This is a genomic window from Corynebacterium sp. AOP40-4SA-5, assembly GCF_052377355.1.
Classification (GTDB): Bacteria; Actinomycetota; Actinomycetes; order Mycobacteriales; family Mycobacteriaceae; genus Corynebacterium.
Genome location: NZ_JBQSWS010000011.1, coordinates 69,099 through 95,106, shown reverse-complemented (window position 1 = coordinate 95,106; position 26,008 = coordinate 69,099). Strand labels below are relative to the sequence as shown.

Genomic DNA, 26,008 nt, shown 5'->3' with positions numbered 1-26,008 from the left:
GCAGCACTGACAACAACCGATCCGGTCGGTGTCTCACTTCGTGGCAGGCCCTGTACTCTACAACCTCGCCGCTCTGCTGTGCAAATCGGCCGGTCGGCGCCGCATCCTCCAGGAAGGAAGCGAACTTCGTGTAGATCGTCAGGCCCGTTTTCCTGCCGCATTCTCTGCGGTGTCGGTCGCTCTGACTCGCATTAATCTACACACGACGACCGGCACACACAAAACGCCTGGTCACAGCGCTCAGTGCCGGGAATGCCGTCCCTCGCCGGCCGTGACCCGCTCTACCGTGGCGCCGAGGTCCACCAACTTCTCCACGAACCCTGGGTAACCACGGTCGATGTGGAAGACGTCGTTGACCTGGGTCACGCCGTCCGAGCACAACCCGGCGAGCACCAGGCCGGCACCGGCCCGGATGTCCGAGGACCACACCGGCGCCGAACTCAGCTCCTCCACTCCCCTGATGCTCACGTGGTGACCGTCGATGGTCATGTCGGATCCCAGCCGGGTCATCTCGTCGACGAAGCGGAAGCGTGACTCGAAGATGTTCTCGGTGATCACACTCATCCCCGCGCTCACCGCGCACAGCGCGATCGCCATCGGCTGCAGGTCCGTGGGGAACCCGGGGAAGGGCAGGGTCTGGTAGTCCACGGCGGTCGGTCGCTCGTCCTGGGTGACACGGAATCCCGTCGGGTAGGTCTCGACCTTCGCCCCGGCGAGCTTCAGCTTCTCCAGCACCAGGTGCAGGTGTGCCGGGTCGATGCCACCGACGGTGATGTCGCCGCGCGTCATCGCCGCGGCGTAGGCCCAGGTGCCCGCCACGATGCGGTCACCGACGACCTCGTGCTCGACGGGGTTGAGCTTGTCGACACCGGTAACGGTGATCGTGTTGCTCCCCTCCCCCTCCAGGTGCGCGCCCATGTCGCGCAGCATGTGGCAGAGGTCCACGATCTCGGGCTCGCGCGCGGCGTTGTCCAGGACGGTCACGCCCTCGGCGAGCACCGCGGCGGTCAGGATGTTCTCGGTCGCGCCGACGGAGGGGAAGTCGAGCATGATCTTCGCGCCGGTGAGGCGCTCGGTCTCGGTGACCACGCAACCGTGCTCGATGCGGGTCTTCGCGCCCAGGCGCTCCAGCCCCGACTGGTGCATGTCGAGGGGGCGGCTGCCGATGGCGTCGCCGCCGGGCAGGGCGACCACGGCGCGGTGGCACCGTGCGGTCAGCGGCCCGAGGACGCAGACCGAGGCGCGGAACTGCCGCACCGCGTCGATGTCGGCGTTCGGCGAGATCTCCGCCGGGGTGTGGATCGTGACGGTCCCCCCGTCCAGCTCCACCTCACATCCCAGCCCCCGCAGGACGTCGGCCATATAAGGCACGTCGGCGATGTCGGGACAGTTCCGCAGGACGGTCGTCCCCTCCGCCAGCAGTGCCGCCGACATGAGCTTGAGGACGCTGTTCTTGGCGCCGTCCACACGGACCGAACCGTCGAGACGGGCACCACCAGTTACGAGGAAATGATCTTTCACCCCTCACATCCTACCTACGGATCAGGGAAGTGCACCGATCCTGCGGGCCGCGTTGACCGCCTCGTAGCGGGTGTGTGCGCCGAGCTTGCGCATCACCGAGCGCAGGTAGCTCTTCACCGTCTCGGCGCCGATGCCCATCTCGTCGGCCGCCTCCACGTTGGTGTGCCCCAGGGCGACGCAGGCGAGCACGTCGAGCTCGCGGGCGGAGAGCTTCGTGGTCTGCTCGACCCGCACCGGGCTGACCATCTGGTCGCAGAGGATCTCCAGGTCACGACGGATCTCGTCGTCCACGACGCGGTTGGCGAGCATGCGCAGGCGCGAGTGGGTCGCGCGGACCTGCTCCCACTCCGCGCCGGTCATCGCGCGCGGCGGCTTCGCCGAGCTCTCGCGGGACGCACCGCCGTCGGTGCGGCGCATCGCGATGTTCACGGCCAGGTCCTGTTCCAGGACGCGGGCGGTCATCGTGACCTCTTCGAGGACCTTGTCCCCCATGCGCACCGGCGAGTGCACGCCGGCGTACAGGACGCCGCGCATGTCACGTCCGACGATCACGGGCACCGCGACGATCGAGTGCAGTCCCTCGTCGCGGACCGGACGGTCGTACTCGTGCGAGATCGACTTCGCCCGGGCGTAGTCGGAGACACCGACCGGCCGGCGGGTCGCCATGACCCGGCCGCCGACGCCCTGGCCGGAGTCGATGGTGAGGTTGTTGAGTGCGGGGGTCCGGAGCCCCACCCACTGGTTGATCACCATGCGTCCGTCCGGCTGGCACGACCCGAACATCGTGACGGGGATCCCCGTCGAGTTCTTCAGGGACGACAGTGCTGAACGGATGGCGTCGTCATCATCTCGGTGACGCAGCTGCTCCACGGCGCACCTTTCTGTTGTGATCGGATGTCACCCCCCGATCAGGTCACACCCGAGTGCGGGGGAACGCGGGCTTTACAGGGTCCGAGTATAGAAAATTCAGCGTATTCCCCCAAAACCTGCAGGTCTCGGAGACCACCCTCCCCCTCGGGGAGCTTATACCCACCCCCGCGAACAAAAGGGGGATACCCCCGATTCCCTACCTACCCGCCAGTCGGACGATCCGGTCCAGGCCGTTGTCGACGGTCTTGTCCGCCCCGTCGACGAGCTTGCGCGCGATCTTTCCCCCGACCAGCGGGATCCCCACCTCCGCGATGATCTCGGCGTCCACGTGGACCGACCCCTCTCCGTCCCGGGTGTAGGCCATCACGACGGTCATCGTGCCCATCCCCTTGGGCAGCGGTGTGACGGTGCTCGAGGTGAACCCGTCGTCGACGATCACGGTGACGTCGGTGGTCTGCTCCATGGCGAACCCCGGGCTGCCGTCGTCCTTCTGGCGGGCGGCGACGACGCGGGCGCGCACGGTGCCGTCGGCGTCGACCTCCCGTTCCGCCTCGGTGACGACGAGCTTCGAGGTCGATGCGTCGTCCACGGTCAGCAGGTACTCCTCGGAGGACGCCACGGCGTGCACCGTCTCCAGCGGCAGGTCGACCGTCCTGGTCAGCTCCACACTCTTGGCCATGTCAGCGGTGCTTCCACTCGGGCTTGCGCTTCTCGACGAAGGCGGACATGCCCTCCTTCTGGTCCTCGGTGGCGAACAGGCCCCAGAAGGCCTCGCGCTCCTGACGCATCCCCTCGGTCAGGGGCGTGTTCAGTGCGGCGTCGACCGCCTCGGTGGCCGCGGCCAGCGCGACCGCGGACTGTGCCGCGACGGTGTCGGCGACGGTGGCGACCTCGTCGAGGAAGCCCTCGGCCGGGATCACCCGGGAGACCAGGCCGGAGCGCTCGGCCTCCTCGGCGCCCATCGTCCGTCCGGTGAGGATGAGGTCCATGGCCTTGTACTTGCCTACCGCCCGGGTCAGGCGCTGCGTGCCACCCATGCCGGGGATCACGCCGAGGGTGATCTCCGGCTGACCGAACTTCGCCTTCTCACTGGCCAGGATGATGTCGCCCATCATCGCCAGCTCACAACCGCCGCCCAGGGCGAAACCGGAGACGGCGGTGATGATCGGGGTCTGCACGGTGGTGACCCGCTCCCACATGGCGTAGAAGCGGTTGAGCTTGATGTCCGGCCAGGTCTGGTCCTTCATCTGGGTGATGTCGGCGCCGGCGGCGAAGGCCTTCTCGGAACCGGTGATCACGATCGCACGGACGGACGTGTCGGCGTCGAAGGCCTCGAGCGCGCCGACGACCTCCTCCATCACCGTCTGGTTCAGGGCGTTGAGCGCCTTGGGACGGTTCAACGTGATCGTCGCGACGGCGCCGTCGGCCCCGCCGGTCGCGGTGGTGATGGTCTCGTAGGACGTCTCGTCGTTGTGCACTGTGTGTTCGCTCATGCCCCGATTGTGTCACAGCCGGGTACCCCTGCGCCCCGGTTCAGCAGGTCGTCGGGCATGGCGGTGGACCGTGGCTTTGTGTAGACTGGCCCCGGTATACAGACAGACCGATCGGTCTGTTGGACTGAGGGACACGAAAGGACCATTCACCAGCATGGCTAAGATCTACGAGAACATCACCGACCTGATCGGCAACACCCCTCTGGTGAAGCTGAACAAGCTCACCGAGGGCCTCCCCGGCACCGTCGCGGTGAAGCTCGAGTCCGCCAACCCCGGTAACTCCGTCAAGGACCGCATCGGCGTCGCGATCATCGAGGCCGCCGAGAAGGACGGCACCCTCAAGCCCGGCGGCACCATCGTCGAGGCGACCTCCGGCAACACCGGTATCGCCCTGGCCACCGTCGGTGCCGCCCGTGGTTACAAGGTCATCCTGACCATGCCGGAGTCGATGTCCCTCGAGCGTCGCATCATGCTGCGCGCCCTCGGTGCCGAGCTCGTCCTCACCCCGCCGCCCGCCGGCATGCAGGGTGCCGTGGACAAGGCCAACGAGATCGTGGAGTCCACCGAGAACGCCGTGCTGGCCCGCCAGTTCGCCAACCCGGCCAACCCCGAGGTCCACTACAAGACCACCGGCCCGGAGATCTGGGAGGACACCGACGGCAAGGTCGACGTCTTCATCGCCGGTGTGGGCACGGGCGGCACCATCTCCGGTGCCGGCAAGTACCTCAAGGAGCAGAGCGACTCGGTGCGCATCGTCGGCGTCGAGCCCAAGGACTCCCCGCTGCTGACCGAGGGCACCTTCGGGCCGCACAAGATCCAGGGCATCGGCACCAACTTCTTCCCGGACAACCTGAACAAGGACATCCTGGACGACGTGTACGACGCCTCCATCGAGGACTCGGTGAAGTACGCCCGCGAGCTCGCCGCCAAGGAGGGCATCCTCGTCGGCATCTCCACCGGTGCGAACATCTGGGCCGCCCTGGAGGAGGCCAAGAAGCCGGAGAACGAGGGCAAGCTGATCGTGGCCGTCGTCGCCGACTTCGGTGAGCGCTACGTCTCCACCCTCCTGTTCGACGACCTGCGCGACTAGTCAGGAGCATGGTCGGGGCGAACCGCTCCCGACCCTCACGGCCCCGACGCACGGAAACGTCCGTATCATCAGGTGACATCACGCCTGTACGGACGCGCCCCGGCGCCGGGGCCGTTTCGCGTGCAGCGACCGACCGCGACCTTCCGCGCGGCCCGCCACACCGACGTCAAGAACGAGAAGTACGACAAGTACGAGAAGAAGAAGGAGGACTCCACCGGTGAGTCTGCTGAGCACCATGAAGGAAGACCTGGACAACGCCAGGACGCACGACCCCGCCGCCCGCGGCGACCTGGAGAACGCACTGGTGTACTCCGGGCTGCACGCGATCTGGAGCCACCGGGTGTCCAACCGGCTGTGGCGCCGCGGCGCGAAGGGCCCGGCCCGCATCCTGAGCCAGTTCACCCGCTTCCTGACCGGTATCGAGATCCACCCCGGCGCCACCATCGGGCGCAGGTTCTTCATCGACCACGGCATGGGCGTGGTCATCGGTGAGACCACCGAGATCGGCGACGACGTGATGCTCTACCACGGCGTCACCCTCGGCGGCTCCGAGCTGGTGCAGCGTAAGCGCCACCCCACCATCGGCGACGGGGTGATGGTCGGTGCCGGCGCGAAGGTCCTCGGCCCGATCACCATCGGCGCGCGCTCGGCGATCGGCGCGAACTCGGTGGTCACCAAGGACGCCCCGGAGGACTCCATCCTCATCGGCGCGCCGGCGAAGGTCCGTCACCGCAAGGCCGACGAGCGCACCCCGCTGGTCGACCCGGCGGGCTACGTCAACGACATGCAGAACAACATCTAGCGCACCGTCTCTAGCGCACCAGGTCCTGGTAGGACGGGTTCTTGGCGATGAACCCCTCCACCGCCGAGCAGGACGCCAGGACGCCGAACCCCTCGGCGCGGGTGGCGTCCAACGCGGCGGAGATCAGCGGGGCGGACAGGCCCTGTCCGCGGAACCGCGGGTCGATGACGGTGTGGTTGAAGTCGCGCACGGCACCGACCTGGACGTACTCGGCGACGCCGGCGGTGTCCCCGTCGACCTGCAGCACGTAGCGTGCGCCGTCGACGTCGTGGGTGACCGTGATGCTCCGGTTGTCTTCAGTACTCATAGCACCGAGTGTAACCCGCCCCCGCATACGCGACATCCCCCTCGGGTGACTTCACCGAGGGGGATGTTGAGTGTGCCCAGACCAGGGATCGAACCAGGGACCTTACACTTTTCAGGCGTACGCTCTACCAACTGAGCTATCTGGGCAAGAAAGCCCGGAGGTTGGACCTTCGGACGATCTGGCGACCCTGACGAGACTTGAACTCGCGACCTCCGCCGTGACAGGGCGGCGCGCTAACCAACTGCGCCACAGGGCCGTGCACTACCAGCGATCCGGCCGGAGCCGATCGCTGTGCACGATGGGATACTGTACACAGCACCACCACAATCAGACAAATGCCCAGGTCAGGCGAATATTCCGGCGAGCAGAGCATCGCTGCGCTCCTGCCCCGCCGGGTCGGACGCTCCCCCGGTCACCAGGATCTCGGACGCACCGGTGCGCTCCGCCAGCGCGTGCAGCGCCGCCGAGACGTCCTGCGCGGTGCCGAACACGGTGTTTTCCAACGCCCGGCCCACGCGCCGGCGTTGCTGCGCGGTCAGCTCGGCCTCGTCGAGTTCCGCCACGGGCCGCAGCGGCATGAAGGCGCCCGTGCTGCGCGACATGACCTGTGCCCACACCTCCGGCAGGACGAGGTCGCGTGCGGCCTCCCGGGTGGGCGCGACGGCCACGGTGCGCGACACGACCGTCTCCTCCACCGTGACGTCTTCCCCGCCGCCAACGCTGCCCGGGTCCGGCCCGCCGAGGATCACCCCAAGGCCGTGTCGCGCCGCCAGGGCGAGGCTGCGCGGCGATCCACCGGTGAGCAGATACACCGGCGGGGCGGTGGCGAGCGCAGGACGCATCGTCACCTCAGGCGCATACGCGCCGTCCCCGCCGGCGCGCAGGTAGCCCAGCACCTCGTCGAGGTCGCCGGCGAAACCCTCGCGCGCCGTCGCGGCGTCCTGCGGTTGGCGCAGCGCCCGGCGTACCGCACCGGTGAAGCCGACGGAGGACCCCAGGCCGATGTCGACGCGTCCGGGGAACAACGCGGCCAGCACGGCGGCCTGCTCGGCGACGACGATCGGCGCGTGGTCGGGCACCATGAAGCCGGCCGTACCGACGCGCACGGTGGACGTCGCCTGGCCGACGGCGGCGGCGAGCACGCCCGGCGCACTGCCGGCGATACCCGGGACGCCGTGGTGTTCGGCGACGAGGAAGCGGTGGTAGCCGAGCGCCTCGGCGCGTCCCGCGCGCTCGACGACGCGGCGCAGCGCCGCAGCGTCCGACGTCCCGACGACGGTGTTGGCGCGGTCGAGCAGGGAGTATCGCATGTCCCCCACCCTAGAGACCCCGCGCACGAGAACAGCGGGCGCACACCGTGATGGTGTGCGCCCGCTGTGACTTGCGACCCTGACGAGACTTGAACTCGCGACCTCCGCCGTGACAGGGCGGCGCGCTAACCAACTGCGCCACAGGGCCATTATCTTGTTGTACGGAAGACGAATCATGAGAGAACCGGTCTTACGCAGTACTCCCAACGGGATTCGAACCCGTGTTGCCGCCGTGAAAGGGCGGAGTCCTAGGCCACTAGACGATGGGAGCCCTACCTCAAGCAGAAGTGTGCACGGTGACATCGTCCCCGCATCCGCTCCTGTTCGGCAGCCCGTTCAGAATAAACTACCGACCGCCCAAACTCCAACACGGGGTGAAACCACCATGTCAGGGCACATTTCTAGGGGTAGTCACGGGCGCCGAAGATGGCCGTGCCCACGCGCACGCACGTGGCCCCCTCCTCGATCGCGGTGCGGAAGTCCCCGGACATGCCCATCGACAGCTCGGTCAGCAACTCCGGGTCGACCACCGCGGCCTCCCGGGCGGTCTCCAGGATGCCGCGCAGCTGGCCGAAGCAGCGGCGCACCTCCCGCTCCTCACCGGTGTTGGTCGCCACGGTCATGAACCCACGCACGCGCAGCCGGTCGCAGCCGGCGGCGGCGTCGAGGATCGCCGGGACGTCCTGCGGGTCCGCCCCGGTCTTGGCCTCCTCGCCGGAGGTGTTGACCTGCACCAGCACGTCGAGCGTGCGGTCGGCGGTGGCCAACCGACGCTGCAGCGCCTCGGCCAGACGCACGGAGTCCAGCGCCTGGAACTCGTGGGCGTGCTCAGCGACGAGCTTGGCCTTGTTGGTCTGCAGGTGGCCGATGGCGATCCAGCGCACGGGCAGGTCGGCCATCTCCACGGCCTTGCGCTGGACCTCCTGGGGCTTGTTCTCGGCGAACTCGTGCATGCCGGCGTCCACGGCGTGGCGCAGCCGGTCGACGGGCACGGTCTTGCTGACCGGCAGCAGACGCACCGCGGCCGGGTCGCGCCCGGCGGCCAGCGCGGCGGCGTCGACCTGGGCGCGCACCTCGGCGACGGCCTCGCGCAACGTCCGGACGTCCTGATTCTCGCCGTCTGCATTCACGGTATCCATGGCGTCCAGACTATCGGACACAGTCGTCGCGATCAGTTGCAGTCAGTCACACAGCCGCAGCACGGGGGCGGCCTTGACCACGGTCTCGTCGTACTCGCCGTCCGGGCTGGACTGGGCGACGACCGCCCCGCCGACGCCGTAGGTCAGCCGTGCGCCACCGGCCCCGTCACCGGCCCCGTCACCGTCCTCGGCCACGAGGGTGCGGATCACCACGGACAGGTCCACCGCCCCGTCGAGCGAGAGGTAGCCCACCGCACCGGAGTACACGCCACGCGGTCCGTCCTCGAGCTCGTCGAGGATGCGCATCGTGCGTTCCTTCGGCGCCCCGGTCATCGACCCGGGCGGGAAGGCGGCGCGCACGGCGTCGAGACCGTCGCGTCCGGCGGCGAGATCGGCGGTGACGGTGCTGACCAGCTGGTGGACGGTGGCGTAGCTTTCCACGGCGAAGAGTTCGGGCACCTCCACGGTCCCGGGCGCGGCGACACGTCCCAGGTCGTGGCGCACCAGGTCGACGATCATGAGGTTCTCGGCGCGGTCCTTCTCACTGGCGCGCAGCTCGGCGCGGATGCGGTCGTCGTGCGCGGCGTCGGCGCCGACCGGCCGGGTCCCCTTGATAGGGGAGGACGTGACGCGTCCGGCCGCGTCCACGCTGAGGAAGCGTTCCGGGGAGGTCGACATGACCGTCGCCCCGGGCAGGCGCAGGTAGGCACCGAAGGGGGCGGGGTTGTCGGCGCGCAGTCGGCGGTAGAGCCCCAGCGTGTCCGGCGTCCCCTGCTCCTGCATCGATTTCCCCGGCGTGACCTCGAGGGTCGTGGTCAGGCAGGCCTCGTAGGTCTCCCCGGCGCTGATCAGCCGCTGGATCTCGCGCACCCTGGCGGTGTAGTCGGCGCGCCCGTGCAGGGTCACCGCCAGGCTGGTGTCGGCTGCCGGAACCGCGCAGGACGCCCCGGACGCCCCGGACGCCGTGGCGTCCTGCAGGTTCTCCAGCTCCCGCACGACGCCGGCGACGTGGTCCTGCCAGGCGGCGTCCTGCGCTCCGTCCGGCGCGCCGTCGAGCGTGAGCAGGTGCACCTGCGCGGTCCCGTGGTCGACGACGACGGCGCGTTCGAGCAGGACGAGGCCGGCGTCCGGGATGCGCGCGGCGTGGCGGGTGGCGGCCCCCTCCCCCACCGCGCAGTCCGCCTTGAGCCCGTAGCCGAGGTAGCCGACCCAGCCGAGGCGGAACCCGCAGCCGGGCACGGACGCGGAGTCGCCGGTGATCCTGCAGCGGGCGAGGTCACCGCGCAGCCAGGTGAAGACGTCCGTCTCGACGGTCTCGGCGCCGTCACCGGAGTCCGCGTCGCGGACGGTCACCGTCGAGGGAGCGTCCTGCCCGCCGGCGACGGCGGTGACGCTGGTACGCGAGGCGCCCATCACGCTGAAACGGGCGCGCGGGTCGTCCGCCCGGTTGCCGTCGAGCCAGACGCAGTGGGTGGAGGTGTCGCTGGTACGGCCATACAAACGCTCGAAGAGTTCCCCGGAGAAGGCCCGGGTGTCCCGGACGCTCAGGGCCAGCACCCTGTTCCTCACGGTGCGTGCCCGGCCGTGCGTGCGGGTCAGGGCGGCGAAGTTGGCGAAGATCTCCCGGCCGTGGCCGGAGAGCACCGACTCGGGGTGGAACTGCACACCCCACAGCAGGTCGTCGACGACGCTGACGCCCATCACCACCCCGTCTGTACCGGCAGTACCGGCGGTGACCGTCATGCCGGACGGGACGTCCGACACCGCCAGGGAGTGGTAACGCACCACGTCGACGGGGGTGGGCAGGCCGTGGAAGAGGTCGCGGCCGTCGTGCTCGACCGCGCTGACCCGGCCGTGCACCGGTTCGGGCGCAGGTGCCACCGTCGCACCGTACATGTGCGCGATGAGCTGGTGGCCGAGGCAGATGCCCAGCACCGGGATGCCGGACGCCACGGCGGCGCGCACCACCGCGGGACAGATGCCGACGTCGTCCGGGATGAGCGGGGTGCCCGGCCCCGGGGAGATGACGACGTTGTCCACGGTGGCGAGAAGCTGACGCCCCTCGGTGTCCCACCGGTCCCAGTCGTTCGGGACGACCACCGGCTCAACCCCGTTCACACTGGTCAGGTCGTGGACCATATTCCAGGTGAAGGAGTCGTGGTTGTCCACCAGCAGGGTTCGGAGCGGCGTGTGGAGAGACGTGCTGTTCACCGGGAACACCTTACCGCCCGGAACCCGCTGGGCCGGGGTCGTACAGGGGTCGTACAGGGGTCAGGCGAGGGAGAGGAAGAGCTTCTCCATCTCCTCTTCCCAGTCCTCCGGGGCGGTGCCCTCGGGGGCGGAGAGGCAGTCGCGCATGCCGCCGGAGATGGCCTTCACCCCGGCGCGGTCGAGCGCGCGGGAGACGGCGGCGAGCTGGGTGACGATGTCGCGGCACTCGCGGTCGTTCTCGATCATCGTGATGACGCCGTCGAGCTGGCCGCGGGCGCGCCGTAGCCGCTTGAGCACGGCGTCGGACGTGGGGTCGGTGAGTTTCACTGGAGGCTCCTGGAGAGTTCGGATCTTTGTGAGGGGACCCGGACAGTGTACCCGGCGCGGTACGGTGCACCCGGTATTCCGCCGGGGCGGTCCCGGCGGCCGGCCCCGTACCCGGGTGCTACTCGGCGGCCTCCCCGGCCAGTCGCAGCCAGGTGCGCACCACCGTGTCCGGGGTCAGCGACATCGACCCGATGCCCTGCTCCACCAGCCATTCGGCCAGGTCAGGGTGGTCGGACGGGCCCTGTCCGCAGATGCCCACGTACTTGCCGCGCTCCACGCAGGTGCGGATCACCGAGCCGATGACCTTGAGCACCGCGGGATTCCGCTCATCGAAATCATGGGCCACCAGGTCGGAGTCGCGGTCCACGCCGAGCACGAGCTGGGTCATGTCGTTGGAGCCGATGGAGAACCCGTCGACGTGGTCGAGGAACTCCTCGGCGAGCAGGTAGTTCGACGGCACCTCGCACATCATCACCACCTGCAGCCCGGCGCCGTTCGCGTCGGACGCCCCGGTGGCCCCTTCGCCGCGCACCAGCCCGTGGGACGCCATGACGTCCAGCACGTCCTGCAGTTCCGCCACGGTACGCACGAACGGCACCATCACCCGCACGTTGGCCAGGCCCATGTCCTCGCGCACACGGCGCAGCGCCTCGCACTCCATGGCGAAGCACTCGCGGAAGTCCTCGGAGACGTAGCGCGCGGCACCGCGGTAGCCGATCATCGGGTTCTCCTCGTGCGGCTCGAACAGCTCACCGGCGACGAGGTTGGCGTACTCGTTGGACTTGAAGTCCGACAGCCGCACGATCACCGGCTTCGGGTCGAAGGCGGCGGCGATGGTCGCCACGCCCTCCACGACGCGCCGGATGAAGAACTCCTTCGGCGACGGGTAGGCGGCAGTGGTGGCGTCGACCTCGTCGCGCAGTGCGTCCGGCAGGGTGTCGCGTTCCAGCAGGGCGCGCGGGTGCACCCCGATCTGCCGGTTGATGATGAACTCCATGCGCGCCAGGCCCACGCCCGCGTTCGGCAGGGAGGAGAAGGAGAACGCCTGGTCGGGGGTGGCGACGTTCATCATCAGTTTCGTCGGGATCTGCGGCATCGCGTCCAGCCGGGTCTCCTTCTCCTCGAAGGGCACCGCACCGCGGTACACCCGGCCGGTGTCGCCCTCGGCGCAGGAGACGGTGACCTGCTCGCCGTCGGGCAGCACGGCGGTGGCGTCACCGGTACCGACGATGGCGGGGATGCCGAGCTCGCGGGCGATGATCGCGGCGTGGCAGGTGCGTCCGCCGCGGTTGGTGATGATCGCCGAGGCGCGTTTCATCACCGGCTCCCAGTCCGGGTCGGTGATCTCGGCGACGAGCACGTCGCCGGTGCGCATGGCGTCCATGTCGCGCACCGAGCGCAGGACGCGCACCGGGCCGCTGCCCACCCGCTGGCCGATGGACCGTCCCTCGACGAGCACCTCGGCGGCGTCGGCGGCGCCGCGGTCGACCTCGAAACGGGTGAGGACCTGGCCGGCCTCACCGCGCCGGGAGACCACGGTCTCGGGGCGGGCCTGCAGGATGTACAGCTTGCCGTCCACCCCGTCGCGTCCCCACTCGATGTCCATGGGCCGGCCGTAGTGGTCCTCGATGGCGATGGCGTGGCGGGCGAGTTCGGTGACCTCGTCGTCGTCGACGGAGAAGCGCACGCGCTGCTCCGGCTCCACGTCCTCCCAGCGGGTGGCGGACTCCAGGCCGGTGCCCGCGGCGTAGCGCATCGCCACGGCCTTCTCCCCCACCGTGCGCGACAACACGGCGTCCACGCCGGTGCGTCCTGCGCGTACCGCCGGCTTGGAGACGTAGAACTCGTCGGGGTTCACCGCACCCTGCACCACCGCCTCGCCGAGGCCGTAGGAGGAGGTCACGAACACCGCGCGGTCGAACCCGGACTCGGTGTCCACGGTGAACATCACGCCGGACGCCCCGACGTCGGTGCGCACCATGCGCTGCACGCCGGCCGACAGGGCGACGTCGGCGTGGATGAAACCGTGGTGCACCCGGTAGGAGATCGCCCGGTCGTTGTACAGGGAGGCGAAGACGGCCTTGACGGCCTCCAGGACGTTGTCGATACCGCCGATGTTGAGGAAGGTCTCCTGCTGGCCCGCGAAGGACGCGTCGGGCAGGTCCTCCGCCGTGGCGCTGGAGCGCACCGCCCAGGTGACCTCGTCGGGCAGCGGGTCGGCGGCGACGAGTTCCTCGTACGCGTCACGGATGTCGCGCTCGAGGTTCTGCGGGAAGGGCTGGGCGAGGATCCAGGCGCGGATCTGCTCGCCGCGGCGGGAGAGCTCGGCGACGTCGTCGGTGTCGAGACCCTCGAGGACCTCCGCGATGCGGCTGTCGAGGCCGTCGACGGCGAGGAAGTCGCGGAAGGCGTCGGCGGTGGTGGCGAAGCCGCCGGGGACGCGCACGCCGGCGTCGGCGAGGTTGACGACCATCTCGCCGAGGGAGGCGTTCTTGCCGCCGACCTGGGCGACGTCGCCCATGCCGATCTCGGTGAACCAGAGGATGGAGAGTGACTGCCTGGTCATGGTGTGGGTTCCTGTTCTGGGAGGGTTGTCCCGGGTGGTTTACTCAGGGGTTGCGTAGGTTCATCCGGGTGAGGATGACGCTGGACATCTCCTCCACGCTCATGGCGTGGGAGTCGATGTAGGGGATGCGGTGCGCCTTGTAGAGACGTTCGGCCTGTCGCAGTTCCGCCCGGCACCGGGTGGCGCTGGCGTAGCTGCTGCCGGGCCGGCGTTCGCCACGGACCTGGCTGAGGCGTTGCACGGTGGTGGTCAGCCCGAAGAGCCGTTCGCGGTGAGGCGCGACGGCGTCGGGCAGGCTTCCGGGTGTGTCGTCCTCGGTCAGCGGGTAGTTGGCCACCCGCAGTCCGTGCTGTAATGCCAGGTACATGGCGGTGGGGGTCTTCCCGCAGCGTGACGGGGCGAGGATGATCAGGTCAGCACGGTCGAGGCCGCGGAAGCTGGCGGCGTCGTCGTGCTCGACGGTGTACTCCACGGCGTTGATACGGGCGTGGTAGCGGCCCGGGTCGCCGACCCGGTGGTACTCGGTGGCCGCGCCGGTACGCCGCTCACCCAGCAGACCCTCCAGGTGACTCAGGTGCGCGCCGAGCAGGTCGATGACCTCGCCGGACGCCCCGGAGACGATGTCGGCGACCGCCGCGTCGCGGATCGTGACGAACACGATCGGCGGCAGGACGTCGCCCTCGCTCCGGTCCTCGGCGATGACGGTCACGGCACGCGCCGCGGCCTCGACCGAGTCGACGAAGGGCAGGACACGGCGCCGGAAACTGAAGGCGGGGAACTGGGCGAGCAGGGCGTTGCCCTGGGTCTCGGCGGTGATGCCGGTGCTGTCGGACACGAAGAAGACGGGCCGTTCCGCCATGTCCCCACCTCCTGTGTAGTTCGGTGTACACCGTGCGGCACCACCTGTGAGACCACCCGACACTAACACCGCGGTTTCCACCCATGTCTGCTTTCACCCCTACTTAGGTGGAGCATGAACGTAACGCTGCGGCACCGCGGGTCGGTCGCACCCTATGCAGGGCCTTGCACCAGCACCACCACCATCACCACCACCGAGACCTCCGGACAAGGAGACAGACCATGTACCCCCGGAACACCTCCAGCAACCATCCCAACCTGCCCCGCCTGCCCCGCCGCCCCCGCGCCCTGGCGCTCACCACCGCGGCCCTCCTCGCCCTCGGCGGGGCAGGTGCCGCACAGGCGGCACCGGCAGAACCGGCAGTACCGGCAGTCACCGTCGCTGAACCGACGGCCCCGTCCGCTCCGTCGGCACCGTCCGCCCCGTCCCCCGAGGAGGCGGTCCGCATCGCCGCGGAGCGCACACCCGCCACCGCCCTCGGCCCGTGGAGCGAGGTGGGCGCCGACACCAGCGCCTACGACCCCACCCTGGCGCTGTCCACGGTCGTCCTCGACATCGACGGGGCGACCGGCAGTTCACCCCAGCAGGTCGCCCTGTTCGACCACGGGGTCTACATCGGCACCACCGTGACGGACAGCTACCCCTTCCAGCACGTGAGCCGGGTCGCCGACAACATCATCCGGGTCGACTACCGGTTCCTGCTCCCCGGTGACGCGACCGCCGCCCCGAGTGGGTCGGCGACCTCGCACTTCGTGCTCTACCCGCAGGGTGTCGAGCACACCGGGGCCCTCCCGCCCCACGGCTCGGTGCCCCCGGCCGGGTAACCCCCTATCCTCGGCGTCCGACGGTCCGGAACTCCCGGCGCGCACCCAGCGCGCCCGCCACGAGGAGCACGACGAGCAACACCAGCGCCACGCCGGTGCGTCCGGCGCCCAGTGCGGTCAGCGGCCACGCCGGCACCGCGAGGATCCACAGGACGGTGTCGGCGAGCACGTCGCCGCCGAGCGTCAACGACACCACCGTCCACAGCACCGTCGCCGCCACCGCCGCCCCGGTGCCGACGCGGGCACACAGTGCCGTCGCCACCAGCACCAGCACCGTTCCGACCAGCACGGACAGCGCCGAGGAGCGTAGCACCTGGGCAACGTCCGCCCCGGCGAGCAGTGCGGCGACCGCGGCGACGACCGTGAGTACCGCGACCACGGCGGCCTGCCACACCAGGTAGGCGCCGGGCGAGCGGTGATTCTCCAGCACGCTCACCCGCCACGCCGCGGCCATGACCGGCCAGGTGATCACCGGCAGCAGGCCGGCGCCCAGGGGCAGCAGCACGAACGTCCACAGTTGGGTGGCGTAGGACGGCGGGTAGACCACCCCGACCACCAGCATCAGCACCGCCGCGGCAAGGACCGCGGGGGTGGCCAGCGTGCCGCGCAGCGCCAGCGCCACCCCGGCCAGGGCGTCCGAGAAACGCGGGGACGCAGGACGCCGGCAGGTGCCTGGCCGCGCCAGCGCGCCTGCCGCCGGCACCGGCGCGGGGGACGTCGGCGACGCTACGGACGCAGCGCGTCCTGCCCGGTGTCCGGCCAGGCGCAGCCGCCACGTGCGGCGTCCACTGACGGTGACCGCCAACGCGGTTCCCACCACGATGAGCAGCAGGTTGAGCACCGCGGCCGTCGCCGCGCCCAACGGTTCCGGCCCGCCGAGGATCTCGCCGGGCTGCAACGGCACGGCGTTGGAGTGGATGCCGAGGACGGGCAGCAGCAACCGGATCGGCCAGGACGGCGGGTAGAACAACCAGCTCCCCGACTCCGCCGCCAACGTGCCGGACACCTGCGCGACGACCGCGAGCACCAGCACCGGCACCACCGTGAGGTAGCGGGCCAGCACACTGACCACGGCGAGCACCCCGAGGCTGGCGACCCAGGACAGTGCCCCGGTGGACACCACCACGCCAGAGCCGGAGAAGCCGCCGCCTGCACCACCACCGACGACCACGAAGAGCCAGGTCGCCCCGTAGTTCGCCAGGTGGAACACCGCCGAGACCGCCCACAGCACCAGCAGCCGCACCAGACGCACCCGGCGCGGCGACACCGGACGCAGGTCCGTGCCACCGCAGCGCGCGCGGCGTTCCCGCCCCTCCGCCAATGCGGCGAGCAACGCCATCAGCGGCATCGCCATGCCCGTGACGTACATGCTCTGCCAGGAGACGATGATGTCCACGTCCGGCGCCCCGGCGACCGCGGTGGCCAGCCCGGAGCTCACCACCCCGAGCAGCAGCCCCACCAGCGGGAACCACTGCACCGCCGAGTGCCGGGTGCGCAGCAGTTCGGCGCGCAGGACACCGCCCCACGTGCCGATCCGAGCTGCGCGGTGGCGTGTCTCGGTGTACGTCGCGGTATACGTCGCGGCACTCATCGTCCCGCCTCCGCCGGGTAGCCCTGGGTGAGGCGGAGGAACTCGTCCTCCAGGTGTCCCGGCGCGGCGAAGTCGCCGATCGGCCCGGAGTAGGCCGCCCGCCCGGCGACCAGCACGGTGATGTCGTCGGCGAGGCGGGAGACCTCGCCGAGCTGGTGCGAGCTGACCAGCACCGTGCCGCCCTGTGCGGTCCACGCGCGCAGGAAGGTGCGCAGGTCGGCGATGCCCTGCGGGTCGAGCCCGTTCTGCGGTTCATCCAGCAGCAGCACCGGCGGGTTGCCGAGCATCGCGATCGCCAGCGCCAGACGCGCCTTCATGCCGGTGGAGAAGGACCGGACCTTCTTGCGTCCGACGTCAGCCAGGCCCACGGTGGCGAGCACATCGTCCACCGCCGCGTCGTCCAACCCGAGCAGGCGGGCGTGCACGCGCGCGTTCTCCCGGGCCGACAGGTGCGGGTACAGCGCGGGGCCGTTGACCGAGGCACCGATGTTGATCAACGACTCCCTGTCGCGCGGACGCCCGAGGATCTCCACGGTGCCGGAGTGGCGGTCCTCCAGTCCGAGGATCACGCGGAAGCACGTCGACTTTCCCGCACCGTTGGTGCCCAGCAGCGCGTGCACCCGCCCCGGGTGCACCGTCATCGAGAAGTCCTGCAGGACGCGGTGCTCGCCGTAGGTGACGCCCAGCCCGCGACAGCTCACCGCCGGCGCGGTGCTGCGGGAGGGTTGCTGTGGTCGGGTGGCTCTGTTGTTGTCTCTGTTGTTGTCCATGCCTTCCATGCTGCTCAGCGGGCATGCCGGGCACATCGGCCCCGGGGTGGATTCAGTGCGGGGGCTGTCCCCCGCGCGGGGGAACGCCGCCGGTACCGACCCCACACTCGTGGGCGCGCACGGCCAGGCCCACCCGGTCGCGCACCCCGAGTTTCGCCAGCAGGCGCGAGACGTAGGTCTTCACCGTCTCCTCCCCGATGAACAGGTGCGCGGCGATCTCTGCGTTCGTCTCGGCGCGGGCCACCCCGGCGAGCACGTCGGTCTCGCGTGGGGTGAGCGTGCCCAGTAAACCGGACGGCTGCGCGGAGTGCTCAGGGTGCTCGCTGTTGCGGCGGAAGGCGTCGATCACGTAGCCGGTGACCTCCGGCGACAGCACGGACGCCCCGGCGTGCACCCGGTGGACCGCGTCGATCAGTGCGTCCGGCGCGGTGTCCTTGAGCAGGAAGCCCTGCACCCCGACGCGCAGCGCCCGGGCGACGAGCTCCTCGTCGTCGAAGGTGGTGAGCATCAGGATGCGCACCTCCGGGTGGCTGCGACGGATCGCCGCGGCGGCGTCGATGCCGTCGCCGCCGGGCATGCGGATGTCGAGCACCGCCACATCCACCTTTTGCTCCCCTGCCTTGTCGACCGCCTCGGAGCCGGTGGACGCGGTGGCCACGACCCGGATGTCGCCCCGCGACTGAAGGATCGTGGTCAACGCCGCGACGATCAGCGCCTGGTCGTCGGCGAGCAGAACGCGCACAGGACGCCCCGGATCACTGGTCACACTCACAGTCCGTTCCCTTTCCTCTGTACCGGGCGGACGGGGCGCGCCGGGTCGATGGGCAGGACGGCGGACACCGTGACAACGTCGGAGGCAGCATCGAAAACCACGTCGAGGTCGCCGCCGAGGCTGGTGACCCGCTCTCGCATCCCGACGATGCCCGTGCCCGAGCCCTCCTGCGCTCCTTCTCCCGTGACAGAGCCGCGGCTGACGACGGTCAGTGCCACCCGGTTGGCATCGTCCATGACCTGCACTTCGACGCCCACCTGTGTCCCCGCCCCCTGGTGGCGCAGCGCATTGCCCAGCGACTCCGCCAGTACCCGCTGGACGGCGAGTTGAACGATCTGCGGTACGTCCGTACCAGCACCGTCCGGCAGCTGTTCCTCGATCACCAGGCCTGCCTCGGTGAACCTACGCAGCAGGTCAGGGACCTGGGCAAGGCCGGCCGTCGGTTCGGTGCCGGAACCATCGCTGGGGCCATCACTCGAGCGCAGCGCGCGGACGATGCCACGGACCTCCGCGAGCGCGGCCGAGCTGGTCTCCCGGATGCCCTGCAGCGCGGCGTCCTGCGCCCCGGAGACCTGACCGGCACCTGCCTGCACGTTGATCAGGGTGAGGCTGTGCGCCAGGACGTCGTGGATCTCACGGGCGATCAGGGCGCGTTCGCGCTCGCGCACCGCCACCTGCCGGTCCTCGGCGATGCGCATCCGAGCATCCTCCAGCTCACGGGCCTGAGCCGCGGCATGTCTGCGCGAACGCGCCACGAAGAACACCATGACCAGCAGCGCCCACTGGATCAGCAGCCAGTCCAGGGTGGCGAGCGGATCGTAGACCATCGTGGTGCCGGCGACGCCGTCCTCGAAGCGCCACAGCAGCGGCGACAGAATCGCACCGACCAGCATGACCAGCAGCACCACCACCCCGGCGCGTGCAGGCCGGCCGTGCCGGGTAGCGGAGTAGACGACCAACGGCGAAGCCAACAGCAACGGGGTAACCCCCATGTTGCCGGGCAGCGCCCACAACCAGTTGACCTCCCACAACACCAGCAGCACGATCACCGCGGCGGCGGTGGCCAGCGGTCGTCTGCGCCAGAACAGCAGGACCGGGACGAACATCACGGCCAGGACTGCGGCGATGGAGCTGTGCACACCGGTGACACCGTCGTTCCCGCCATCGAGGGCGATCAGTACGTGGACCATGGCCACCGCCGCGGCGATGACGGCGGGCAGGATGTCCTCGAGGCGGAGGCGCTGGATCACGGCCGGGGCTGACATGCTTCCACTGTAGCCAGCCGGCTGGCCAACTCCCCTCTCCTGCCGTGGCCGTGCGGTGGGAGCGGGACGCCCCGGCGCAATGTCTGCAAACCTGCGCGCTGACTGGCAGACCTGCGACCGATGTGCGGGGTTTGCGCCGGCGCCGCGGTGGGCGGCGTTGTCGGTGTACTCAGTCGGACCTCTGTGAATGGACGAGGGGGTTCGCTACGCTAGTCGACCGCCGTGATCTCGACGTACCTGGTAAAGAGAATCTCCAGGAATTGACTATCTGAAGTGATCTTCCGTTAGGATCCGAAAGCCTTGTCTACGGCTCGATCCCACTTATCGTGGGCCTTCAGCAGGGCCGGATCCATAGCCAGGGGGCTGTAGGCGTCGGCGAGACTACGCTCGGGATACAGCGCCCTCGCATCGAGGATGCCCTGACCAGCGATGATAATCGCCTCCCGGAACTTGTAGTCAAGTCCAGGAACGGGGAAAGTGTTCCAGATCAAGGTAGATACGAATCGGATGTCTGACTTCAATCGCCCGCCGAGGGGCTTCTGCCAGGTCATAAACGTCGAGGACGATGCCAACGCAAACTGGGGCCCGTCGGGGTCTTGGGCATGGAACGCAAGGTCAGTAGCAAAACCCCCGCGGGATAGCGCTGCACCGTGAAGTATCACCGAGTCTCACTGATGATCTTGGACTGGCAAAGGTAGTACAGGTCAAGCTGCGATCGCAGGCCGAACAGGTGCGGACTAACGACATTCTCCGGGTGCTGGCAGCCTTGCTGTCACTGCGAAAGGATGCAACAGCTTCGAGTCTCGCCTCGAGAATCGGGCCCCGACCGATGTCCGCTGGGTGCGATCGATCGACCAGAAGCACCAGCGATCTGTGTTGCGCATCAGCTCGCGACTACCCCGAAATGGTCGGACATAGCGGGCCGCGACTGGATCGGACAGGCCCCACCGGCATCGATTCCGACGCGCAGGGCATTCACAAACGCACCGTCGAGCTCCAACCGATACCTGCCCCCCTTCATGATTTCCTTCGGGATAGTATTCGTCTTGGAGGTTGCGCCCGCGATCGGGACAGCCAACATCACGTTAGGCACAACACCCCCTGAAGGAACCTCATGGCCCTGCGGCGCTTCTTGCTCACATCAGTCCTCACCGTCTCATTCGCTCTCACAGCGTGCGGCAACAACGATCAGGCCTCCACGTCGACTACGTCGACGCCAACCAGCGAGACCACCACAAGCGCTGCCTCGCCTCGACTCCCGACCCCCACACCTCCGGCAACCACCTCAGAACCCACCCCTGATGTCGAAGAACAAGTGGCCGAGTACGTTTCGCCCTCTACGCCGACTCCCTCCGAGCCGTACGTTCTCTACTGCTCCGAGGGCACACCGGGACCAGCGATATGGTCTGACGGCGAAATGCGATTCTCCCAGGACTGCTTTGACACACTGACTGCCAATCGGGGCGACTACCGCTGTCCCCAGACGGACTTCTACGTCTACGACCCGTCCGAATGCGGAGGCAGTCCTACTGACTCCGAGTCGCCCCCGGTAGGCGGGGATCCCTCAACCTGGGACTACGACGGCCCCCGCAACGAAAACGGCGACCCCTTGGACCACCCGCAGCTGAATTGGCCCGAGTAACCCCCCACTCCCCCGGGACAACAGAGAACCCCGGCCGTCGAGGTGATCGACGACCGGGGTTCCACTGTGGGCCCTGTGGGGCTCGAACCCACGACCTGCGGATTAAAAGTCCGTAGCTCTACCAACTGAGCTAAAGGCCCACGTACGCACCCCACGTGTGAGGTGCGTCCTAGAGTCTAGTGCATGTCCGGACGGCGCCGGAAACCTGCCCCGGCACACTCTCCGGCGACACCTTGAGCCCTCAGGTCGAATCTCACGAAGAGAATCGACCTGAGGGCTCAAGGTGTCGCGACCGGCGCAGCAGAGCGGACGCTACTTGCGCATCGAACCGGTCTCGAGGAACCGGGTGTGGAACTCGAAGGCCTTGGTCAGATCGTGCGGGGTCTGCTGGAACTTCGACTTGGAGGCTGCCTCCACGTACTCCTCCAGCAGCGGCTGGTAGGACGGGTCGGCGACCGCGATCATCTTCTTCACACGGTCACGCGGTGCCAGGCCACGCAGGTCGGCGAAGCCGTTCTCCGTGATGACGACCATGGCGTCGTGCTCGTGGTGGTCGATGTGGGAGGCGAAGGGCACGATGGCGGAGATGTCGCCGCCCTTGGCCACCGACGGGCTGATGAAGGAGGAGATGAAGGCGTTGCGGGTGAAGTCACCCGAGCCGCCGATACCGTTCATCACGCGCGAGCCGGACACGTTGGTGGAGTTGATGTTGCCGTAGATGTCGGCCTCGATCATGCCGTTGGTGGCGATCAGACCGAGTCGACGGATGACCTCGGGGTGGTTGGAGACCTGCTGCGGGCGCAGGATGATGTTCTCGCGGTACTTCGCGGCCTCCGCGTTCATCTTCTCCGCGTACTCCGGGGACAGGGAGAAGGAGGTCGCCGAGGCGACGGTCATCTTGCCGGCGTCGATCAGGTCGACCATGCCGTCCTGGATGACCTCGGTGTAGGCGGTGATGTTCTCGAACTTGGAGTCCAGCAGGCCGGCCATCACGGCGTTGGGCACGTTACCGACACCCGACTGCATGATGTAACGGTCGTAGGACAGGCGGCCGGCGGCGACCTCACCCTCCAGGAAGTCCAGGAAGTGACCGGCGATCTTCTTCGAGGTCTCGTCCGCCGGGGTGAAGGGGGCGTTGCGGTCGGGGGCGTCGGTCTCGACGATCGCCACGATCTTGCTGGTGTCGAACTCCAGGGCGGTACCGCCGATACGGTCACCGGGGGAGGTGATGTTGATCGGGGTGCGCTGCCCGGCCGGCTCGATGCGGTAGATGTCGTGCATGCCCTCGAGGTCGCGGGACTGCCAGTCGTTGACCTCGATGATCACCTTGTCGGCGGCGTCGATGAACTCGATGTTGTTGCCCACCGCCGACGACGGGACCACGGTGCCGTCCTCACGGATGGCGACGGCCTCGATGATGGCGACGTTGAACTTGCCGAAGAAGCCCTCCTGGACCTGCTTGCCCAGGTGGGACAGGTGGATGTCCCAGTACTTCGACTCGCCAGCGTTGATCTGCCCACGCAGGACCGGGTCGGAGTTGTACGGGGTGCGGAAGCTGATGGCGTTGGCCTCGGCGAGGACCCCGTCGCAGTCGACCGCGGTGGACGCGCCGGTGAACAGCTCGATCTGGAACTCGTCGCCCCGGTCGTGTGCGGCCTTGGCCCGCTCCGCGATGGCGGTGGGGAGGACCTTCGGGTAGCCGGCGCCGGTGAAGCCGGAGGTCCCGACTTTGTCGCCGTTGTTGACGAATTCAGCGGCCTCCTGGGCCGACATGACCTTCGACTTCAGTCCGGTGTGGGCGATGCGCTCAGACACTTTCTCTCCTCATGTTTTGTCCCGTTGTTTTCGGAAGTATCTCTGCAAATATCACGATTGTTTCTGTAGCAAACGTGACCTCTGCCACCATTGATAGCACAAGAGCGTCCTACGACGGCAGCGAGCAGTCAGGTGCGGGTGTGGCCGCACACAGCTGATTGTAGTGACCGCTCAGATCACAGGACTTTGCACCTCCCCCACCGTGGTGTGAGAATCGGGGGGTGATCACCACCTCAACCACACCCGCCCTGTCCATCGGACGTTTCGACCTGGACTCCCCCGTCGTCCTGGCACCGATGGCCGGCGTCACCAACGTTGCCTTCCGCACCCTGTGCCGCGAGCAGGAGCGCGAGCGCATGGGCAGCGTCGCCGGGCTCTACGTGTGCGAGATGGTCACGGCCCGCGCCCTGGTGGAGCGCAACCCGAAGACGATGCACATGACCACCTTCGCCGCGGACGAGGACCCGCGCAGCCTGCAGCTCTACACGACCGACCCGGAGTACACCTACAAGGCCGCGCGCATGATCGCCGAGGAGGACCTCGCCGACCACATCGACATGAACTTCGGCTGCCCCGTCCCCAAGGTCACCCGCCGCGGCGGCGGCTCGGCACTGCCGTTCAAGCGGCGTCTCTACGCCTCGATCGTGCGCGCGGCGGTCAAGGGCGTGCAGGACGCCGGGCACCCGGAGATCCCGGTCACCGTGAAGTTCCGCGTCGGCATCGACGACGACCACCACACCCACCTCGACGCCGGACGCATCGCCGCCGACGAGGGCGCGGCCGCCGTCGCCTGCCACGGCCGCACCGCCGCGCAGCGCTACTCCGGCACCGCGAGCTGGGACGAGATCGCCCGGCTCGTCGAGCACATGGACGGCACCGGCGTGCCGGTGCTCGGCAACGGCGACATCTTCAAGGCGTCGGACGCCGCGGCGATGATGGAGCGCACCGGCTGCGACGGCGTCGTCGTCGGACGCGGGTGCCTGGGTCGCCCGTGGCTGTTCGCCGAGCTCTCGGCGAACCTGCGCGGGCTGCCCGTGCCGGCCGAGCCCACCCTGGCGGAGGTGTGCCGGATCATCATGCGTCACGCCGAGCTGCTCTCCGCCCACGAGGGCGAGCAGTACGGCGTGCGCGAGATGCGCAAGCACATGGCCTGGTACATGCGCGGTTTCCCCGCCGGTGGTGACGTGCGCCGCCAGCTGTCCCAGATCACCGACCTGGAGTCGCTGCGCCGCGTCCTGGACCCGATGTGGGAGTCGACGGCCACCGCCGTGGACGCCGACGGTGCGCGTGGCCGCCAGGGCTCGCCCGGCAAGGTCGCGCTGCCCGACCGCTGGCTGGACGATCCCGAGGATCTGACCAGCACCGTTGCCGAGGATCCCGAGGCCGACGGGGCAGCACTCAACGGCGGTTAATAACTTTTACGAACGTACCCTCCGTTCACCGAGCAGAACGGGCGTACCGGCCGTACACTGGCGCCATGCGCACCGTGTACCAGGAACAGATGCGGATCTTCGCCCATGAGCTCGCACTCATGGCCGACCAGGTCCGGCAGATGATGTCTCAGGCGTGCGACGCCCTGTTCAACCAGGACATCGACACCGCCGAGCAGGTTCTCAGCTCCGTCACCGCCATCGAGGACCTCCGTCAGAGTGCCGAGTCCCGCTCCTTCGAGCTGCTCGCCCTGGAGGGCCCCGTGGCACGCGACCTCCGCCAGGTCGTCTCCGGCACCTACATCGTCGAGGACCTGGCCCGCATGGCCACCCTCGCCGTGCACATCGCCCGCACCTCGCGGCGCCGCCACCCGGAGTCGGCCGTGCCGGAGATCACCCAGCCCTACTTCCGCGAGATGGCGCGCCTGGTCGACGGCATCGGCGAGAAGCTGCACGACGTGCTCGTCACCTACGACCCGGAGAAGGCCATGGAGCTCGCCCTCGACGACGACGCCGTCGACGACCTCCACGAGCACATGTTCCACATCACCGGCAAGAAGGAGTGGCCCTACCCGGTCTCCGCCGCCGTGGACGTGACCCTGCTGTCCCGCTTCTTCGAACGCTACTCCGACCACGCGGTGAACATCGGCACCCGCGTGGTGTACCTCGCCACCGGCAAGCGTCCCCAGGAATACGAGGTGTCCCGGCGCTCCGAGGAGCAGCAGGAGACCATGCGCGAGCAGTTCGACGAGATCCGCCGCCGCTACGGCGCCGACCCGTTCTAAAGGTCCCCCTCCCCCACGTCCACGCGCGGACAACCCCCCAGGTCGGCATCACCGACCTGGGGGGTTGTTCGTCCGGGGCGCGTCAGTCCTGCGCGGTCAGTCCTGCGCGGTGAGTGCCGTCAACGCCGCCAGTGCCGCGTCCGCCAGCACCTCCGGGGACTGCGCGGCGTCCACCCGCACGCCGGCCTCGTCGGCGCGCAGGCGCTCCAGCTCGGCGTACTGGGCGGTGAGCACCTCTTCGTCCGGGTACTCGCCGGTCCGCTTCAGCGAGCGGTCGCGGATCACGTCGGCGGTGCCGTGCACGTGCACGAAGAACACGAAGCCCTCGGCCTCGCGGAAGATGTCGCGTGCACGGCGCCCCAGCCCCAGGCTCACCACCACCGTGGAGTTCCCCTGCTGCGCCTGCTCCGTCAGCCAGTCGCGGATGGAGTACGCCCACGGCAGGCGTTCCTCCGGTGTCAGGAAGCCGCCGGCCTCCATCCGGCTGCGGACCTCCTCGGGCTGCAGCCCCTCCGCCGTCGCCCCGGTGAACCCGGTGCGCTGCTGCAGCTCAGCGGCCAGCGGAGCCTTGCCGCTGCCGCTCACCCCCATCAGGACGATATGTACCGGTGCCATCACC

The 26,008-nt window shown here is 69.0% G+C and carries 23 protein-coding genes and 5 tRNA genes; 5 read left to right on the top strand and 23 right to left on the bottom strand.

Features of this window, described 5'->3' with window-relative positions:
- Positions 1-240: 240 nt before the first annotated feature.
- The 4 genes from murA to ACT3S3_RS08705 all read right to left on the bottom strand — a co-directional run bounded on the left by murA (position 241) and on the right by ACT3S3_RS08705 (position 3,884).
- Positions 241-1,521: a UDP-N-acetylglucosamine 1-carboxyvinyltransferase gene (murA, locus tag ACT3S3_RS08720; RefSeq protein WP_441583139.1), complete on the bottom strand. Its 1,281-nt coding sequence runs from the start codon at positions 1,519-1,521 to the stop codon at positions 241-243.
- Positions 1,522-1,542: 21 nt separating this feature from the next.
- Complete coding sequence (gene ramA, locus ACT3S3_RS08715; protein WP_441578946.1) at positions 1,543-2,391, bottom strand: acetate metabolism transcriptional regulator RamA; 849 nt, start codon at positions 2,389-2,391, stop codon at positions 1,543-1,545.
- Between the two features lie 196 nt (positions 2,392-2,587).
- Entirely contained in the window at positions 2,588-3,070 is a 483-nt protein-coding gene (locus ACT3S3_RS08710) for a DUF2505 family protein (protein ID WP_301444060.1), read from the bottom strand.
- Position 3,071: 1 nt separating this feature from the next.
- Positions 3,072-3,884, bottom strand: a complete 813-nt coding sequence (locus tag ACT3S3_RS08705) for an enoyl-CoA hydratase-related protein (protein ID WP_301444059.1) — start codon at positions 3,882-3,884, stop codon at positions 3,072-3,074.
- 154 nt (positions 3,885-4,038) lie between these two features.
- Between ACT3S3_RS08705 and cysK the strand changes: the two genes are divergently transcribed.
- Positions 4,039-4,974, top strand: coding sequence for a cysteine synthase A (gene cysK, locus ACT3S3_RS08700; protein ID WP_301444058.1), 936 nt, complete (start codon positions 4,039-4,041; stop codon positions 4,972-4,974).
- Between the two features lie 235 nt (positions 4,975-5,209).
- Entirely contained in the window at positions 5,210-5,776 is a 567-nt protein-coding gene (epsC, locus tag ACT3S3_RS08695; protein ID WP_441578957.1) for a serine O-acetyltransferase EpsC, read from the top strand.
- Between the two features lie 10 nt (positions 5,777-5,786).
- On the opposite strand, the gene ACT3S3_RS08690 is transcribed toward epsC, so the two are convergent.
- The 11 genes from ACT3S3_RS08690 to ACT3S3_RS08640 all read right to left on the bottom strand — a co-directional run bounded on the left by ACT3S3_RS08690 (position 5,787) and on the right by ACT3S3_RS08640 (position 14,495).
- A complete protein-coding gene (locus tag ACT3S3_RS08690) occupies positions 5,787-6,083 on the bottom strand; it encodes a GNAT family N-acetyltransferase (RefSeq protein WP_441578947.1) in 297 nt (98 codons plus the stop codon).
- Between the two features lie 73 nt (positions 6,084-6,156).
- A tRNA-Phe gene (locus ACT3S3_RS08685) sits at positions 6,157-6,229 on the bottom strand.
- A 33-nt stretch (positions 6,230-6,262) separates the two neighbouring features.
- Positions 6,263-6,339, bottom strand: a tRNA-Asp gene (locus ACT3S3_RS08680).
- A gap of 88 nt (positions 6,340-6,427) precedes the next feature.
- Positions 6,428-7,393, bottom strand: a complete 966-nt coding sequence (locus ACT3S3_RS08675) for an MsnO8 family LLM class oxidoreductase (RefSeq protein ID WP_301443228.1) — start codon at positions 7,391-7,393, stop codon at positions 6,428-6,430.
- Between the two features lie 74 nt (positions 7,394-7,467).
- Positions 7,468-7,541 (bottom strand) — tRNA-Asp (locus ACT3S3_RS08670).
- 50 nt (positions 7,542-7,591) lie between these two features.
- Positions 7,592-7,664: transfer RNA gene (locus tag ACT3S3_RS08665), tRNA-Glu, on the bottom strand.
- A gap of 130 nt (positions 7,665-7,794) precedes the next feature.
- On the bottom strand, positions 7,795-8,532 hold the full coding sequence (locus tag ACT3S3_RS08660; RefSeq protein WP_301443227.1) for a YggS family pyridoxal phosphate-dependent enzyme: 738 nt from the start codon (positions 8,530-8,532) through the stop codon (positions 7,795-7,797).
- Between the two features lie 42 nt (positions 8,533-8,574).
- On the bottom strand, positions 8,575-10,743 hold the full coding sequence (pabB, locus tag ACT3S3_RS08655) for an aminodeoxychorismate synthase component I (protein WP_301443226.1): 2,169 nt from the start codon (positions 10,741-10,743) through the stop codon (positions 8,575-8,577).
- Positions 10,744-10,803: 60 nt separating this feature from the next.
- Positions 10,804-11,070, bottom strand: a complete 267-nt coding sequence (locus tag ACT3S3_RS08650; RefSeq protein WP_301443225.1) for a metal-sensitive transcriptional regulator — start codon at positions 11,068-11,070, stop codon at positions 10,804-10,806.
- A 118-nt stretch (positions 11,071-11,188) separates the two neighbouring features.
- Positions 11,189-13,636, bottom strand: a complete 2,448-nt coding sequence (gene ppsA / locus ACT3S3_RS08645; protein ID WP_441578949.1) for a phosphoenolpyruvate synthase — start codon at positions 13,634-13,636, stop codon at positions 11,189-11,191.
- 43 nt (positions 13,637-13,679) lie between these two features.
- Positions 13,680-14,495, bottom strand: a complete 816-nt coding sequence (locus ACT3S3_RS08640) for a pyruvate, water dikinase regulatory protein (protein ID WP_301443223.1) — start codon at positions 14,493-14,495, stop codon at positions 13,680-13,682.
- Between the two features lie 221 nt (positions 14,496-14,716).
- On the opposite strand from ACT3S3_RS08640, the gene ACT3S3_RS08635 reads away from it, so the two are divergent.
- Entirely contained in the window at positions 14,717-15,319 is a 603-nt protein-coding gene (locus tag ACT3S3_RS08635) for an LppP/LprE family lipoprotein (protein ID WP_441578950.1), read from the top strand.
- Between the two features lie 4 nt (positions 15,320-15,323).
- Here ACT3S3_RS08635 and ACT3S3_RS08630 read toward each other — a convergent pair whose 3' ends face one another.
- The 7 genes from ACT3S3_RS08630 to ACT3S3_RS08600 all read right to left on the bottom strand — a co-directional run bounded on the left by ACT3S3_RS08630 (position 15,324) and on the right by ACT3S3_RS08600 (position 23,174).
- Complete coding sequence (locus tag ACT3S3_RS08630; protein WP_301443523.1) at positions 15,324-16,910, bottom strand: hypothetical protein; 1,587 nt, start codon at positions 16,908-16,910, stop codon at positions 15,324-15,326.
- A complete protein-coding gene (locus ACT3S3_RS08625; protein WP_301443524.1) occupies positions 16,907-17,680 on the bottom strand; it encodes an ATP-binding cassette domain-containing protein in 774 nt (257 codons plus the stop codon). Before ACT3S3_RS08625 ends, ACT3S3_RS08630 begins: the two co-directional genes overlap by 4 nt.
- A 52-nt stretch (positions 17,681-17,732) precedes the next feature.
- Positions 17,733-18,452: a response regulator gene (locus ACT3S3_RS08620; RefSeq protein ID WP_301443525.1), complete on the bottom strand. Its 720-nt coding sequence runs from the start codon at positions 18,450-18,452 to the stop codon at positions 17,733-17,735.
- Positions 18,449-19,717, bottom strand: a complete 1,269-nt coding sequence (locus ACT3S3_RS08615) for a sensor histidine kinase (protein WP_301443526.1) — start codon at positions 19,715-19,717, stop codon at positions 18,449-18,451. Before ACT3S3_RS08615 ends, ACT3S3_RS08620 begins: the two co-directional genes overlap by 4 nt.
- Positions 19,718-20,001: 284 nt before the next feature.
- Complete coding sequence (locus tag ACT3S3_RS08610) at positions 20,002-20,379, bottom strand: type IIL restriction-modification enzyme MmeI (RefSeq protein WP_367620318.1); 378 nt, start codon at positions 20,377-20,379, stop codon at positions 20,002-20,004.
- A gap of 1,047 nt (positions 20,380-21,426) precedes the next feature.
- Positions 21,427-21,499, bottom strand: a tRNA-Lys gene (locus ACT3S3_RS08605).
- A 172-nt stretch (positions 21,500-21,671) separates the two neighbouring features.
- A complete protein-coding gene (locus tag ACT3S3_RS08600; RefSeq protein WP_441588206.1) occupies positions 21,672-23,174 on the bottom strand; it encodes an acetyl-CoA hydrolase/transferase family protein in 1,503 nt (500 codons plus the stop codon).
- A gap of 221 nt (positions 23,175-23,395) precedes the next feature.
- Between ACT3S3_RS08600 and dusB the strand changes: the two genes are divergently transcribed.
- Together dusB and phoU are read left to right on the top strand one after the other, a co-directional pair.
- A complete protein-coding gene (gene dusB, locus ACT3S3_RS08595) occupies positions 23,396-24,586 on the top strand; it encodes a tRNA dihydrouridine synthase DusB (protein ID WP_301442857.1) in 1,191 nt (396 codons plus the stop codon).
- Positions 24,587-24,651: 65 nt separating this feature from the next.
- Positions 24,652-25,389 carry a phosphate signaling complex protein PhoU gene (gene phoU, locus ACT3S3_RS08590; RefSeq protein WP_301442856.1) on the top strand — a complete coding sequence of 246 codons (738 nt, stop codon included), beginning with the start codon at positions 24,652-24,654 and terminating at the stop codon, positions 25,387-25,389.
- 96 nt (positions 25,390-25,485) lie between these two features.
- Here the strand turns inward: phoU and ACT3S3_RS08585 are convergent, their stop codons facing one another.
- On the bottom strand, positions 25,486-26,004 hold the full coding sequence (locus ACT3S3_RS08585; RefSeq protein WP_301442855.1) for an AAA family ATPase: 519 nt from the start codon (positions 26,002-26,004) through the stop codon (positions 25,486-25,488).
- Positions 26,005-26,008 lie beyond the last annotated feature (4 nt).